14 protein-coding genes are annotated in these 16,205 nt (G+C 38.0%); 9 read left to right on the top strand and 5 right to left on the bottom strand.

Annotated elements, in window-relative coordinates; translation table 11 throughout:
- Positions 1-36: 36 nt before the first annotated feature.
- Both JN11_RS07825 and JN11_RS07820 read left to right on the top strand, forming a co-directional pair.
- Positions 37-939: a hypothetical protein gene (locus JN11_RS07825; RefSeq protein ID WP_144911402.1), complete on the top strand. Its 903-nt coding sequence runs from the start codon at positions 37-39 to the stop codon at positions 937-939.
- 444 nt (positions 940-1,383) lie between these two features.
- On the top strand, positions 1,384-3,117 hold the full coding sequence (locus tag JN11_RS07820; RefSeq protein ID WP_144911400.1) for an ATP-binding response regulator: 1,734 nt from the start codon (positions 1,384-1,386) through the stop codon (positions 3,115-3,117).
- A 9-nt stretch (positions 3,118-3,126) separates the two neighbouring features.
- Here the strand turns inward: JN11_RS07820 and JN11_RS07815 are convergent, their stop codons facing one another.
- From JN11_RS07815 to JN11_RS07805, 3 genes are all read right to left on the bottom strand, one after another.
- Positions 3,127-4,992: an ATP-binding protein gene (locus tag JN11_RS07815; protein ID WP_144911398.1), complete on the bottom strand. Its 1,866-nt coding sequence runs from the start codon at positions 4,990-4,992 to the stop codon at positions 3,127-3,129.
- Positions 4,993-5,225: 233 nt separating this feature from the next.
- Positions 5,226-6,176: a C1 family peptidase gene (locus JN11_RS07810; protein WP_144911397.1), complete on the bottom strand. Its 951-nt coding sequence runs from the start codon at positions 6,174-6,176 to the stop codon at positions 5,226-5,228.
- A gap of 456 nt (positions 6,177-6,632) precedes the next feature.
- Positions 6,633-7,061: a protease inhibitor I42 family protein gene (locus tag JN11_RS07805; protein ID WP_144911394.1), complete on the bottom strand. Its 429-nt coding sequence runs from the start codon at positions 7,059-7,061 to the stop codon at positions 6,633-6,635.
- Between the two features lie 142 nt (positions 7,062-7,203).
- Between JN11_RS07805 and JN11_RS07800 the strand changes: the two genes are divergently transcribed.
- From JN11_RS07800 to JN11_RS07790, 3 genes are all read left to right on the top strand, one after another.
- The gene (locus JN11_RS07800; RefSeq protein ID WP_144911393.1) at positions 7,204-7,539 is read left to right on the top strand and encodes a PadR family transcriptional regulator; all 336 of its coding nucleotides are present in this window, start codon (positions 7,204-7,206) and stop codon (positions 7,537-7,539) included.
- Positions 7,536-8,114: a hypothetical protein gene (locus JN11_RS07795; protein ID WP_144911391.1), complete on the top strand. Its 579-nt coding sequence runs from the start codon at positions 7,536-7,538 to the stop codon at positions 8,112-8,114. The genes JN11_RS07800 and JN11_RS07795 overlap by 4 nt, the downstream gene beginning before the upstream one ends.
- Before the next feature lie 67 nt (positions 8,115-8,181).
- A complete protein-coding gene (locus tag JN11_RS07790) occupies positions 8,182-9,069 on the top strand; it encodes a CPBP family intramembrane glutamic endopeptidase (RefSeq protein ID WP_144911389.1) in 888 nt (295 codons plus the stop codon).
- A gap of 12 nt (positions 9,070-9,081) precedes the next feature.
- Here the strand turns inward: JN11_RS07790 and JN11_RS07785 are convergent, their stop codons facing one another.
- Complete coding sequence (locus JN11_RS07785; protein WP_144911387.1) at positions 9,082-9,525, bottom strand: DUF6702 family protein; 444 nt, start codon at positions 9,523-9,525, stop codon at positions 9,082-9,084.
- Positions 9,526-9,671: 146 nt separating this feature from the next.
- On the opposite strand from JN11_RS07785, the gene JN11_RS07780 reads away from it, so the two are divergent.
- The 4 genes from JN11_RS07780 to JN11_RS07765 all read left to right on the top strand — a co-directional run bounded on the left by JN11_RS07780 (position 9,672) and on the right by JN11_RS07765 (position 14,483).
- Positions 9,672-10,250 carry a HupE/UreJ family protein gene (locus tag JN11_RS07780; RefSeq protein ID WP_144911385.1) on the top strand — a complete coding sequence of 193 codons (579 nt, stop codon included), beginning with the start codon at positions 9,672-9,674 and terminating at the stop codon, positions 10,248-10,250.
- 93 nt (positions 10,251-10,343) lie between these two features.
- Positions 10,344-12,746, top strand: coding sequence for a M1 family metallopeptidase (locus JN11_RS07775; protein WP_144911383.1), 2,403 nt, complete (start codon positions 10,344-10,346; stop codon positions 12,744-12,746).
- Positions 12,747-12,833: 87 nt separating this feature from the next.
- Entirely contained in the window at positions 12,834-13,700 is an 867-nt protein-coding gene (locus JN11_RS07770) for a helix-turn-helix domain-containing protein (RefSeq protein WP_144911381.1), read from the top strand.
- A 72-nt stretch (positions 13,701-13,772) separates the two neighbouring features.
- The gene (locus JN11_RS07765) at positions 13,773-14,483 is read left to right on the top strand and encodes an SIP domain-containing protein (protein ID WP_144911379.1); all 711 of its coding nucleotides are present in this window, start codon (positions 13,773-13,775) and stop codon (positions 14,481-14,483) included.
- A gap of 24 nt (positions 14,484-14,507) precedes the next feature.
- On the opposite strand, the gene JN11_RS07760 is transcribed toward JN11_RS07765, so the two are convergent.
- A complete protein-coding gene (locus JN11_RS07760) occupies positions 14,508-16,130 on the bottom strand; it encodes a M28 family peptidase (RefSeq protein WP_144911377.1) in 1,623 nt (540 codons plus the stop codon).
- Positions 16,131-16,205 lie beyond the last annotated feature (75 nt).

Below are 16,205 nucleotides of genomic sequence, written 5' to 3'. Positions count from 1 at the left end.
AATGAAACCGTTTAACAATAAAACATTTAAAACAAAATGAAAACTGCCTTAACCTTTGTTGTATTATTGATGTGGAGTTTGCTCTCCTTTGCACAGAATCAGGTTTTTAACCCCAATTTAAATACACTTGGAGGCAATAAAATCACCTCTGTAATAGAAAGCACAAGCCACGCCAGCAGCCCCATAGCAGTAGGCGACAGACCCGCTGATGCTGGTCAACCGAAAGCAAGTTCAGGGCCTGTAAAAAACGTAAAAGCAACTTGGGAAACTGTTGTTGAAAAGACATCCGACAATGGTTTTACCGTTTCAAAAAAACTAAAAAGGATTCAGCTTGCCGTAGATGGCCCGGTAGGTTTGGAGAAGTATGATTCTGACAACACATTCGAATCAACCGATGGCACCCAAAACTGGGTAAAAAGTTATGTAGATGTGCTGGATAAAAAATCGACACATACGGTACCTGCAACAGGCGAAGCAACGGCTATCAATAAAACGGATAAAGTTTGGAATAATGATTTGCCGGTTTACGAAAGCTCCTTTTACTGGAACGGCCTGATATTAAACCCTCCTGCATCCATAAAAATTGAAAAAGATGCCCATTGGAACGAAGTTGTTGAGCTAAATGACCGCACCATACAAACCGAATTTATTGTTGCAAACATTAATGGAAATAGTTTTTCAATATCGATAAAAAGTACAGAGCTATATAAAAAACAGAACAACCAGCTCAATGCCCAGGGCGCACCGGATGGTTTAATGCTTGGTTTAAAGAAAAGGCAAAAAACTTTTGAAGGTGCGTTACAAATTGATGCCAAATCCATGCTGATTTTAAACGGAACATTTAAAACAGAAACAATTTCTGATCTTTCTGTTAACGGCGATACTTCTGAAAGCAAAACCTATTCAACCATAACAATTACTAATACTATTGAAAAATAATAATTTATAAAAGAGGTTTGATATTGTGATAAGGTTTAGTATACCTAGCAAATATTGGGTTAATATTTCCACTCACACAACCCGTGTTTTAACAGTATTTGGATGTTGATAAGCAGGGCTGTATTTAAGAAGGCTCTTTTATCGTCTTTGTGAGGAACGCCTGTCCCGAACTTATTTCGGGACAGCAATCTCTAAACTTGCCGAATTTTTTAAAAAAAACAAACTGCGCCAGGTACGCCACCCTGCTCACGTGGCGCAGTAGCCCTGTTTACACATATCTTCTTTTCTTGCTTCACTCTTAAATATTTCATATATTATAATAGTATATTACTTAATAGCTGATGATATTATTAAATATACTATATGTAAGTTATCTTTATATTTGTTGCCCTTATGCTAATTTATACTTAGCCGTTAAAAAAATTAAAAAAGCAGAACCTCAAGGTGGGAAAAATCACAGATAAATATCATCAGCAGGTTAAACACGGCCATAAGCACCTCGATCCGCTTTTCGACATAAAAGAGGTACCCAAACGCACTTATCAGCTCGGTGTAGCCATATTGCTTACCGGTATTATTTTGTCTTTTTATGATGCCGGCATAAAAATGTATGTGTCATCATTCCTGGTTGCCTGCTTTTGCTTTTCTATCCTGATGTTTATGCTGTTAAAATATAATGGCGATATTAAGGATTTAACCATTGCTATTATTTCAATGGTGTGTGCTCTATTGGTCTTTTCGGCTTGTTTAGAGGGTTTGCAATCTGATCAATATTTATATTTTTTCCCCTTACTTATCTCGGTGCCATTGCTTATCGATCTTAAAAAAACGCCGTTCAGCAAATCGCTCATTTTCCTTTCCATCATCATTGCATCTTTTATTATTTGTATCTGCATTGGTAAATATGTAAAACCATTGGAAGATTTCACATCTGCCCAAATAGGGAAACTGGCACTGATGAACCGGGTAGCTGCTATTTGCTCAACTATTGTTTTTGCCACGTTGTACACTTTGTTCGAGAAGAAATATATTGATGAATTGGTGGAACAAAGCAACAAGGTTATCAATACAAAAACACAGTTTTTGGCTACTATGGGGCATGAGTTACGTACTCCTCTAAATGGTATTATCGGCGTAGTTAGTTTGCTCAAAAATGAACCTGATGTGGTTAAAAAGGAAGAGTATATTGAAATCATCAGATCCTGCTCTGATGACATGCTACTACTGATAAACGACATTCTTGATTTTAACAAAATTGAAGCAGGTAAACTCGATATTCACTCAGAAAAAATTAATCTCCGTCAATTACTTATCAATATAAGCACTCCATTTATTGCTTTGGCCAAAGCGAAGAAGGTTGAATTAAAACTTGAAATTGACCCTCAGGCAGATGTTTTAATTTTTGCTGATGGCACATTGCTGGGGCAGGTTTTAAATAATCTTTTTATTAACGCCCTTAAGCTTACTAACCAGGGCTCCATCAAATTGAAAGTTAAATGCCATAAAAAAGACAGCAAAACTATTAATGTAAAATTCAGTATTCAGGATACAGGTATAGGGCTTGATAAGGCTGATAAAGAAAAAATATATGAAGGCTTTTGGCAGGTGTATGATGAAAATGCGAAGCAACTTACCGGCACCGGATTAGGACTCAGCATTAGTACCCGCCTGTTAAAATTAATGGGCGGAACGCTTACTTTGGATAGCGAAAAAGGCAAAGGAAGTACATTTAGTTTTGACCTCACATTTGATTATACTCTTGACCTGCAAGACATTACTGAGACACCTGTATTTTCAGAAGATGACCTGTCGGGTATCAGAATATTATTGGTAGAGGATAACAAGATTAACATGATGATTGCTAAAAAAGTATTAACCGACTTTAAAGCATTTGTTACCTGCACTAATAATGGACAGGAAGCACTCAATAGCCTTACAAACGACCATAACTACCACATTATATTAATGGATTTGGAAATGCCGGTGATGAATGGATATATAGCCATTTATGAAATGAAAAAAACATATCCTCATATTCCGGTTATTGCAGTAACAGCCTCGCTTGTGGATGAACAAATGCTTGCAGATTTGCTAGCGAGTGGCTTTAGCGATTGTATACTAAAACCATTTCAACCTCATGAATTACGTTTAAGTATTCAAAAACAATTAAGGCATTAAGCTCGTTGACTACTTTTCTAACGCTGGTAATTCTACATAAAAAACTGAGCCCTTTTCAGTTTCGCTCTCCAGCCAGATTTTACCTTTATGTGCATCAACAATCTGTTTGCTTATAAACAAACCCAGGCCAAATGGCTGCTCGCCATTAGTGCCATTGCGTTTGGCGGTTGTAAACGGATCAAATACTTTACTTTGAATATCTGCAGGTATGCCCATTCCCGTGTCTTTTACAGCTATTATTACATTATTTCCTGATAATGTGCTCTCAACATAAATTTCACCTTCTTCCGGACTAAACTTCATTGCATTAACTACCAGGTTATTAATTACCCGCCAAAGCTTCTCACGGTCTCCAATAATATTTACCCCTGCCTTAGCATTCAATATCAACTGCTGATTTTTATCTTTAGCTCTAAAGTTGAGCAGGCTCAGGCATTCGCCAAGCAACTCATCTATATTAAGCACTTCCATTTTAAAATGCTGCTCCTGATCAAAATCAGTTTGCAATAAATCATTAATAAGGTCAATGCTATTTTTACTGCTTATCCGTATCAGGCCCATCAGCTCTTTCATATCGGCAGGCAATTTTTCATCCGGCTCTAGCATATCACTGATGCTATTAATGGCGCTGATTGGGTTTCTAAGATCGTGTGCTACCACTTTAATTAGCCTTGCATAGTTTTTATTCATCACCTCAAGCGCCTCCATGGTATCTTCAGATTGGTCAAACTGTAGCCTTAAAGCACCCGAAGTTTTGCGCAATTGTTTCCAGCTACGCCATAAAACCAGCAGAATAATGATGGTAAGCATACATACTAGTACTGCCAGAAATAAAAACCATAACTCATACTTAGATTGTACACGTGCTGATTCCAGTTGTTGATCTTTCAAGGCGTATTCTATAAAATCAACACCCGAAGCATTATCTACTTTTTCCTGCTCTTCATGTAATTCAATCAATTTCCGGCTATAATAAAACGCCTGTTTGATATCGTTTTTTGATGCATAAAAATTGTATAGCTTTTTCGATATTAATTCGTTATAAACCCTGTATTCTTTTTGCTCAGTAATATTAAGACCTTCTTTATAATAACTTACCGCAGTAGCAGAGTCGGTTGGAGCATACAAATCGCCCAGCTCAATCAAAATATCAAGGCTCATATAGTATAGCTTGCTTTTTATCGCGTCCGAAGCAGCTTGTTTTAACAAGGTTATACCTTTGTCATGTTGATTATCTTTAATATAGGTATCGGCAGTTAACTGTTCAATGGCCAGTAATACCCTGCGGTCTTTATATTTTGTGGCAATTCCTTTGGCTTTGTTAAGGTAAAATGGAATAGAATCTGCTGGTATGCTACCGCGATATTGTATCAGATAATTATAGTACAATATGGATAGGATGGAATCTCGGCTCAGATTTGAACCCGTGGCAATAGCTTTTTTGTATTCATTTATTGCTTTCTGATTTCTGCCGAGCTCCTGATAAACCATAGCAATATTCATAACGGCCTCTACCATATTTGCCGTATCATGAATATTTTGGTAGCGGTTGTAGGCATTATTGTAATACCTGAGGGCCAATTGCAAATTGCCCTTCATATCGTAAACTATGCCAAGATTATTGGCAGCATCGGCCAAACCTTTTGCATACCGCAGCCTGCTGGCTATATTGCGGGCCTTTTCTGTATAAAAAAAAGTAGAGTCAACATTATTCTCATAGGATAGCATTGCCAACCTGTTCAACGCATCAACATAACGTAGGCTGTCGTTAATAAAAGGTAGCTGTTTTTGCAGTTTCCTTATATTTTCAATTTGTCCGTAACATAAAGCGCCCCATAACACCAATAAAGAAAAAATTGAAACCAGTTTTTTCATTGTATTGATTATGTTTTTGTTACAGCAATATAACAATAACGTTAATAATAGTTTTAATGATCAAGTATTTAATCAGGTCAAATTTATTTAAAATTTAATTTATTTCCCCAATTGAAACATTCCCCACGGGAATATAATGAAAAGACATTCCTAAATCGGCCCTAAAACTTAAAAAATGGTCATAAAAAGCCGGGCATAGGCATGCTACCCCGGCTTTTAAGGAATTGAGCTTTTTATAAAGTTGCGTAATAAACGCCCCCTTGCGGTACAATCTTAGTACTGCTGAATACTGTATAAGGCATATAATAAAACCCGTTAAGCCCCCATGAAGCACTCCATGAGTTTTGAACCAGGAATGCTTTTTTGGTATCATCATAGCCAACAATTGGGGTTGCATGGCCACCAAGAAGGGTTAAGCCCTTAACCAATGCACCGGTACTGGTTAATGGATTGTAGGTGTAACTTGTAGTATTCAGGCCCTCAAAGTAAGTATAGCTTGAATTATCATAAACATTCAGCCCCATCATAACAGGGATGTTATTTCTGATGCAATTTTTAACAGCTGCTGTATCACCCGTATTAATTAGGGTATAACCGCTTATTTTGTAATTAAGGGCATATGAAATTGCAGCCGCGGTTGGAGGTGTTTTATAGGCTGTTGATACATCGCTGCTTGGATACGGCATCAGGGCTTCTGAAGTAATACCATATTTAATTAAAGCCTGGTCAATATTAAGCATAGTAGCGCCATCATCAACAGTTATTTTTTCTCCCAATATGTTAACCCGTTCTTCGTAATAAAGAAAAGCCGGACTTACAATTGGTGGAAACGCCCCATATTTGTAATTGTACAGAATTTCATAAGCTTCTGATCCGCAAAAACCAGTACATGATCCGATTTGACCCTGATCACGCACAGCGGGTGTGGCCAATGATAATACCGCTGGTGCCGGTGTTGTTGCATAAGCATTAAACTTTGATTTAAACGCGTCAATAGAGTATTTAGGTACACTATTATAATCCTCTGGCGCGGTTGGTAACAAACCATACACATGATGGCCAACAACGGCAGTAGTGGTTGGGGTTTGCTCAGCAGGTTTAATCTGGTTTTTAGAGCATCCGTAAAGCATGAACATTGCAGTAACTGCAGTCAAAACTGAGGTAAGTTTTAGGTGAGTTTTCATTTTTTCACATTTAATGATTAATAGTTAATTAAATTGACATAAATTATTGATTATCGATAATATTTTATAATAATAAGCAATTTACTCGAAATTAAAAAATATGAAAATTTCAATTTTAAAATGAATTATTTAAAACAAACAACTGATTGTGAACATTTAAGAAAACAAAATTGATTACTTATCAGAAAAATACTGTCAGATTTATAATATTTAATAAATTAACTATTAAACAATATACTTTTTTTACAAAAAAAACTATTTTGCAATTTTTCCGTTACAAAACAATATCTACTTTTCAATATTTACTTGTGTTTTTTCTAAAAACAAAGGTATTAAGTACAAAATCAGGATTATTTTACCCCTAAATCATTCCAAAATAATGTTTTCAGGTAAAATAATAGATGATCGAAAAAAAAGATATTTTTTTGTTTTTTTTTGATTTTGGGCCTTTCTAAATCATCTAACCATAACCGTATCAGAGAAAACAGTAATAGAATCCGCTTTTTTCCATGGACGGCTTATGGTAATTTTGACTATCGTCTTACCTTTTTTAAGACCGATAAACCACCATATGGCTTGTCCCGGCTTCCCCAAAGCTTCACCGGCAGCAGGTAAATGCTCAACATGTTTGTCCACTTTTAAAATTGTAGTATCAAATTGTATCTTATTAAAACGGTAACCTCCATCAATTCTATCAGGAAGTGTTAATGTAAATTGCTGCCCCGTTAATAAGCGCAAGGTTTTTCCCGAATCTTTTTCAGTAATACTCGTGGCTTGCCTTTTCTGCTCAGAAATAGGTTTCTGGCCGCAGAAGATCAACATAAAAGCAACTGTAAAAAACACAAACAGTACTTTATAAAACACATTTAACTGTATACCATCCATAAGCTTAGTTATTCAATTAGTGTTTTAAAATCAAAATAGCGTTTCCCTTATCCAACCTAAGTTAATGATTAGCGTCGATTTTTTTATAAAAAAAGCATAGCAATGTATTGTACATTGCATAACTATGTATTATATTTGTTATATGAATATTGAATTTGTGCAAAACTGGTTCTCCCAGGTAAAAAAGGGAACGCTATCCTACATCATCCTCATTATTTTGGATGAAAAGGAATATTACGGTTATGAATTGGTGCAGGAAATAAAAATTCATACCACACTGGAAGTTGCCGAAGGTACCTTATACCCCTTACTCAACAGGCTAAAAACCGACGGTATCGTTGAATCAAAGTGGATAGAGCAGGAATCGGGCATACCCCGTAAATACTATACATTAACTACTGAAGGAAGGGAAACCTTGCAGGAAATGAAAAAGATATGGTCAACCTTAGAAACAGCTATCAATAAACTTCAAAAATGAAAAAACTAAATTTCACTACGCCTACCGCTCAAAAAATTTATGATGATTACTTTAACCGTGTAACCCGTTGCACACGTACGCTTCCGTTAAATGATCAGCTAGAAATAATGATGGAAGTAAACAGCCATATTTATGAAGCTACTCAAAATACTACGCCTCAAACAGAAGTAGAAGTACTGGTAAACGCGTTGCAAAACTTTGGGGCTCCTGAAGAAGTATTACAGCCTTTGGTAGCCGATAAAAAAGTTAAACAGGCAACCCGCACTTTTAATCCGCGCCATATTATACAGGCTTTGTATCTTAATATATCAAATGGGATAGGCTTTGTATTAGTTGCTATTCTTTATTTATCAATAACAGCGTTTGGCATTTTAATCATTGCTAAACTAATCTATCCGAATCATACAGGCTTGTTTATTGGTAATGGCCATCTCTTTGCTTTTGGCTTTATTAGTGATTTGCCAAACAACGCGGCCGAATTATTAGGCAATTGGTTTATTCCGGTTGTAGCCATATTAATCGTCATCTTTTATTTTTTAAATACTCTGCTATTTCGTTTACTTAAACGTAAATAGCTTTTTTTTGATAATACACATAGCTATACTATGTATTAAGCACTACTAATTAAAGTAACTAAAAATCATGAACATACAATTAACATTTAAGCCATTGTCAACAGGTAAAATTATCCTGTTTACAATATTATGCATCCTTATTTTCGTATCGGTGGCCGTTGTTTGCAATATACTTACTTCGTGGATCCATTTTGGTGTACTTAAAACGGTGGTAAGGGAGCTTTTTCTGAAAGTTCCGTTAACCATCATTTCGCTACATTTTTTTGCAGGAAAAGTAATAAAAGCTTACAATCCTACTGTTATTTACGGCAGGCTAAGGCTGATTAATATTTTAAAATGGACAGGTATTAGTTTTTTGCTGCCAATAGCTGTATTGCTATTTTATTACCTGTTTCATTTTATTACTCCGTTTAATCACACAGTTTCATTAAGTGGCAGCAATAAGTTATTTATTTTTATAAAATGGATTTCTGTTTCGCTGGCGGCAGGATTAACTGAAGAAATATTATTCCGCGGCCATTTATTTATGATCATTAAAAGCAAATACTCAACTGCGTTAACCATTTTTATAACCTCGCTGATATTTGGGTTAGTACACATTACTATGCTATCCTCATTTGATCCTTTTAGTATTTGCATAGTAGTTTTGGGTGGTATTATAGCTGGCGCTATGTTCTCCTGGATCTATTTTTATACCAAAGTGATATGGTATGCCGCAATAACCCATTTTATATGGGATATTTTTTTCATTGGTAAAATCATCTCTATTTCATCAACACAGAAAGATGCCAATGGTTCTATCTGGGCGTTTAAATTAATCACACATAGTTTTCTGCTTAACAGCGAGGGTTTTGGCATTGAAGCAAGTATGCCCGTATTTGTTATTTATCTAACTGTGATTGCTATGCTCTATTATTTGTATAAAAGCCGGATGGTCAAAAAACTTTTACATTAAACCAAGATATCTTTAAAACACCTGTTCTATTTTTTTATCTGGATAATCCAGTTTTTCGCTTTTGCGTACCCCGTTTACTGTAATATGTACAATATTAATCTGATCATCAAAAAGGTTATGCAGCAGGCTCACCTCTACAGCCACCTTTTTAGGCGATGCTGTTTTTTCCGATTCCAGGTAAATATCTGTGGCTTCCCGGTTAATCTCGAAGCCCAGGTAGTTTAGCTTTGAAGCATTGTCGCCAGTTTTGATATGTAAATTTTGCTCCAGATAGCTTTTCACCAAAGCATCCATCGCTGCGTGCATTTCGGCTTTGCTTAAATCAGTTTTTGCATGGTATTGCTTAGCCAAAGCAGCTTCAAAATCGTCTGTAAAAATAGTGCAGATTACTTCCAGCTTACCATCCTGTTTATTGTATTCAACATTGGTAGTGCTTACATGTATAGGGTGAAACACCTTAGTTTTATGATTTACAGGCGCAAAAGCTCCCCAAAATATGTAACAATATAATAGCGGTTTATAAATTATGGCCCACATAGCGTATCCCTGTTTTTATAGTAAAAAAATCGCCTTAAATTTAGGCTTTCAATGGTGAGTTCGCAATGTCCGATTTTCTTTTTTATTTTAAGATGGGCTGGGAACATATCATCAGCAAAGATGCTTTAGATCATCAGCTGTTTATCCTGGCCCTGGCATGCGTATACACTATTGGTGATATTAAGCGTGTATTGATCCTGGTTACCGCGTTTACCATCGGTCACTCCTTAACCCTGGCGTTGAGCGTGTATGATGTTATCCGTTTTTCCAGCAAATGGGTGGAGTTTTTAATTCCCTGTACCATTTTTGTTACCGCCCTCAACAACCTGTTTCAGGTAGATAGGGAAGGTAAAAGTGCAAGGATAAATTATTACCTTGCTTTGTGTTTTGGCCTTATCCACGGAATGGGTTTTGCAAATGCCATCCGTATTATGCTGGCTCAGGATCAAACTATTGGCTGGGGCCTTTTCGGCTTTAACATTGGGTTAGAGGCCGGGCAAATATTTGTAGTGGCTATTATTTTAATAACAGGCATATTATTTTTAAATTTTCTGAAAGTAAAAAGAAGGGACTGGATTTTTTTCCTGTCATCGGGAGTATTTGCACTCGCTTTAAAGATGGCGATGGAAAGACTTCCATTTTAATTCGTTTGAGTAATATAGAAGGACTACACTCCGGAGGGTGATCTTTATCAACCTCTGACATTTAATTAAAACTGATCTGATAACAATAATAAAATGAAAAAAGTTTTTACAGCACTACTCATCACCTGTACAGTTACAGGTGTTACGGTTGCCCAGGACATTCATAACAACCCAGGCAGCAATCATGGTAACAAGTTTGAGCAATTGGGTACCATCCTGCCTACGCCAAACGAGCAGCGTACCGCCAGCGGAGCGCCGGGAGCAAAATACTGGCAACAACGTGCCGACTACGACATTAAATGCAGCCTGGACGAAAAAAAGCTGGAGCTTTCTGGTGCCGAAACAGTTACCTATTACAACAACTCGCCAGATCCATTGGATTATATCTGGTTACAGCTGGATGAAAATCAGCATAACAATTTAAACAATGCCAATTACCAAACTAGCACAACTATGCCAAAGGTGGCCGGTTCTGCACAATTGGAAAAAGCTGAAATCAATACTACCGATAACGGTTATGGTGATAAAATATTAAGCATTACCGATGCTTTAGGAAAAAATCTTCCTTACATCATTAACAAAACCATGATGCGTATTGATTTGCCTGCGGCTTTAAAACCAGGTCAGCACATGGTGTTTAATATTAAATGGACCTACAAAATATCCGACAGGCTTACTCTTGGTGGTCGTGGAGGCTACGAGTTTTTCCCTGCCGATGGCAACTACCTGTTCACCATGACACAGTGGTATCCACGCCTTTGCGTTTACAGTGATTTTCAGGGATGGCAAAACCATCAGTTTACAGGTCGTGGCGAATTTGCTTTAACCTTTGGTAACTTTAAAGTCCAGATGACTGTTCCTGCCGATCACGTGGTTGGTGGCACCGGCGAATGTATTAACTATGCATCTGTTTTAACTCCCTCACAATTAGCAAGATACACCCAGGCAAAAACTTCAAAAGTACCTGTGGAGATTGTTACTTTAGCCGAAGCTCAAAAAGCAGAAGCTAATCCAAGCAAAACCACCAAAACATACGTTTTCCAGGCAAACAACGTGCGCGACTTTGCATGGACATCATCACGTAAGTTTATATGGGATGGTATGGGCCAGGATATTGATGGCAAAAACGTAATGTGTATGAGCTATTATGGTAAAGAGGCTTATGGTTTATACCGTAAATATTCAACCCGCTTAATAGCACACACTATAAAAACCTATTCGCACTTTACATTCCCTTACCCTTACCCGGTAGCACAAAGTGTTGAGGCATCAAACGGGATGGAATACCCAATGATTTGCTTTAACAATGGCCGTACAGAAAAAGATGGAACTTACAGCGAAAGCACCAAAAATGGTATGATCGGTGTAATTATCCATGAGGTTGGGCACAACTTCTTCCCAATGATTGTTAATAGCGATGAGCGCCAATGGTCATGGATGGATGAAGGCTTAAACTCATTTGTTGAATACTTAACCGAAGAGCTTTGGGACAATAAATTCCCAAGCAAAAAAGGTGCTGCTTATACTCAGGTTGATTACATGAAGCTGCCAAAAAATGAATTGGAGCCTATCATGACCAACTCTGAAGATATTGTAAGATTTGGACCAAACGCTTATACCAAACCAGCAACAGGATTAAATATTTTACGTGAAACCATTATGGGCCGTGAATTATTTGATTACGCATTTAAAGAATATGCCCGTCGATGGGAATTTAAGCACCCTACACCGGCGGACTTTTTCAGAACGATGGAAGATGCAAGTGGCGAAAACCTGGATTGGTTTTGGAGAGGCTGGTTTTACGGAACCGACCCAGTTGATATCTCCCTTGACTCTGTAAAAGTTGCTAAAGCTGATATCAATGGAGATATTCCTGCTCAGTTTGGCAGAAGACCAGCTGCAAATAAAGTAGCTGCGCCGATAGTTAACAACTATGAAGATATCTCAAAGGTGAGAAACCGTGAAGATAAAACCATTCAGTTTTATGTAGATAAAGATACTTCGGTACGTGACTTTTACTGGAAATATGACCGTGGACTGGCAGCCACCGACAGCTCAAAATTCAGAGACATGACCCTGGCAAAAACCACTGCTAATGCTGCTCCTGAGCCATTTACGGACGAAGAAAAAGCAAAATTTGCGAACAAATATTTCTATGAGCTTAACTTCAGCAATAAAGGTGGTTTAGTAATGCCAATAATTGTACAGTTTACTTATGTTGATGGCACCAAACAAATTGACCGTATCCCAGCTCAAATTTGGCGCCTGAATGAAAACCATGTATCTAAATTTTATGTACAGGACAAGGAAGTAGCCTCTATTTTAATAGATCCATTCCGTGAAACTGCTGATATTGACGAAACCAATAACTATTGGGGTAAATTACCTGAACCTTCAAAATTCCAGGTATTTAAACAAAAAGTAGGTGCCGGCACTGCGCGCGGCCAATCAAGCGGTGTAAACCCTATGCAAGTATCAAACGGCAGCGGAAAATAAACCATCCATCTGCTTAAAATAATAACCCGCTGGTCACATTTAAAGTGATTAGCGGGTTTTTTGTTTTGGATTGATAGCTTTGTGTTTATGAATCAATCTGCATCAGTAAAAGACATCCCTATCCACCAACTGAATGACAGGACAAGCGGCGGGGTAGAAATAAAATATTTCAAAAAAGATGAAGTACAAAAAGAAGAACCATTAGGTGCTCATCGCGATGATCATTACATCTTCTTTTTGATGGAAACAGGCAATGCCTCATTAATGATTGACTTTGACGAGTTGTTCTTAACTCCTGCTTCCATTTATTATATCCTGCCCGGGCAGGTACATTACAGGATAAGAAACGGGGCCGCTGCAGGATGGTTCATCGCCATCGATCCGCTGATTATACCACCCAGTTGCCGTAATGTATTTGAAGACCATCTTTTACTTCAAAAACCAATAGCACTAAACGAAGAGCAGTTTGGCCAATGCAGCAGACTACTACATTTACTTGAAGAAAAATACAGGGAATGCAACGAAAACCCATTTTATAATGCTATTGTTCATTCTTTATTAAAAGCCTTTTTAGCAATAGCGGCCAGTTACTTTAATTGTGCAAGCAATGCTATTGCCAGGCCATCCCGGCCGGCTCAGCTGTCGCAGGAATTTAAGAAATTATTGGTTCAAAATTTAAAAACTATAAAAAGCCCGTCAGAATACGCCGAACTACTTAATGTTTCTGAATCTTATTTAAACGAAGCTTTAAAAAAGATCACCGGATTTACCGTTAGCTACTGGATCACTTATGAAGTAATGCTGGAAGCCAAACGCCTTTTATATTACAGCCAGTTAACCGTAAAAGAAGTAGCCCACTCGTTGGGATATGAGGATCATGCGTATTTTTCGAGATTATTTAAAAGAGCCGCTAACGTAACTGCGCTCGAATTCAGGATACGTTACCGTAAATAGTCCTATCATTACCGGGAACAAGCCATTGTTCCGGGCATTCATCTGCTGTTTCTTTGTAATATAAAAAACCACATGGAAACATCTACCTTAAACAAATTAAAGAAAAAAGCAGGAGCGCTGTTTGAGCCTACTCTGCAAACAGGCCGGGTTTTGGAAGTCCGGTACTGGGAACCATCAACCTTGCTGGAAGTTGATTTGCATCTTCCTTTTGCAGATATGAGTCAATGGAAGGAAATTCCTTACATTAAATTTAAAGTAGGCGATTTTGCTTACCGAGATTATACTCCATCAGGCTGGGATACTGAAACCTGTACATGTACACTATTTATTGATGCCGCGCACAAAGGCCCCGGCAGCCAGTGGGCTCTAAGTCTTAAAACAAATGACACGGTATCTTACTTCAAAATAAAATCTACCGAGCATGCACCTGCCGAAACACCTGCCGTTATTGGCCTGGGCGATGAAAGCAGTATTGGTCACTTACTGGCCCTGCAGCAAATGGTATTACCTGCCACCCGGTTTTCAGGAGCTATATTAATAAACAATGAGCAGCATCGGGATCAGTTCAATGAGTATTTCAGGTCACCTTTAAAGCCGATACCTGTTAATGACACCTATGGGCACAATAGCCTGATGCAATGGGTTATTGAACAGCAGTACACACTTGATAATACCGTTTTTTATATTGCCGGTAACCATACCATGGTTTTGCAACTGCGCAAACTGCTAAGGATGCAGGGATATAACTCAACACAGGTAAAAACACAGGGCTTTTGGAAATAGCCTTGTGCTTTTAACCTGTTAATTTTATTTCACTTCAAATATATCTCCTGTATTCCAAACCGGCTTTTGCGGATCCTGCGCTATCAGGTAGCCTATCAGGAAATTAAGCTGCGCATATTTTTTACCGGCGCCAAAATCAAAAATTCCGTTAATATCATCCTGCGGTTTATGGTAATATTTGGCACGCCAAACAGCAACCATATCATTCAGGTTATTTTTCCCATCGGCTGTTTTGCTGCCATATTTTACGTGTATAGCCGGGATACCCTGTAAAACAAAGCTATACTGATCACTTCGTGTAAAGCGAGCCTGCTTAGGTTCGGGATCGGGTTCAACACTTAGCCCTAAATAACCGGCAGCTTCGTTTACCTGGTTCATCATTGATGAGTGTTCGGCACCAAGGGCGGTTATTGATAACAATGGTGCAATAATGGTGGGCATATCTGTATTAACATCGGCTACCATACTACCTGCAGGTACGGTTGGATGTTTGGCAAAATAACCAGAGCCCAAATCACCTAATTCCTCGCCGGTTAACAACACCAGCAACATTGACCGTTTAGGTTTCACTTTGATATTTTGGTAGATCTTTGCAATACTTAATACACTGGCCACGCCCGAAGCATTATCATGTGCGCCATTATAAATCGAATCGCCCTTAACAGGGGTACCAATTCCTAAATGATCCAAATGGGCGCTGTGTACAATGTATGTCTTTTTTAATTCAGAATCTGATCCCTCTATTTTTCCAACAACATTATAGCTGATAATATCCTGATAAAAGGATGAATAGGAAACATCGGCACTAACCGGCAAACTGAACGATGCTGGCTGCCCTGTTTTTAGCTGTGCGCTTATTGATGGGATAGATTTGCCATTATTCAGCAACAAAAGGTTGAACAATTTATAACCAATTGCGCCAAATATACCAACCTGTTTGGAATAATAAATACGCGAAACAGCAACGCTACCATCTTTATCCATCACACTAAAAATTCCCCTGCTGGTATTTGGCAGGCGCGAAGTCGAATCGGTAGAAGCCATGATAACACCAACAGCTCCGTGTTCGGCCGCCACTTTCAAAATCTGGGTGGTATTCATGGTGTGAGCCGCAACAGATGATGAAAATTTATCCGGAGCACCACGCATCACCAAAACTATTTTACCCTTTACGTCCAAACCATCATAATCATCATATCCTAATGATGGCTCGCTGATGCCATAACCTGCAAAAGCCAGCGAAGCGTTTAATCTTATCTTTGGCAATTCGGGATTGGGATAAATAATATAGTCGGCACCAGCTTTAAGATCTGGTTGCCCTGTTAAGGTTAAAACTACGTCTTTAGTAAATGCCTTACGAAGCTTCACCTGCTGAAGCCAGGTATTATTTTCGCCAGCAGGTTTAACATCCAGTGCCTTTAATTGTTCAATCACATAGTCAACAGCCATCTGAAAACCTTTAGTACCCGGTGCGCGCCCCTTTAGCTTATCATCCGCCAAATAAGTAATATCAGCCTTTATTTGTGCAGTATCAACCAGTGTTAAGGCATGCTCAACATCTTTGCTTAATTTTATTTGCTGTGCAAAGGCTAAATGAACAGCCGACGCTAAAAAAACGGTAGAGAATAATTTGTAAAATTTGCCCATGCTTATCAATGCTATTTAATAGCACACAAGATATTAAAAAAGTATTCAACCGCCCGTCAGGCAATAATAATGTTA

Origin of the sequence: Mucilaginibacter frigoritolerans (genome assembly GCF_007830615.1) — a bacterium.
Classification (GTDB): Bacteria; Bacteroidota; Bacteroidia; order Sphingobacteriales; family Sphingobacteriaceae; genus Mucilaginibacter; species Mucilaginibacter frigoritolerans.
Note: the sequence above shows the minus strand (reverse complement) of the source record. Positions and strands in the feature narration are given on the sequence as shown.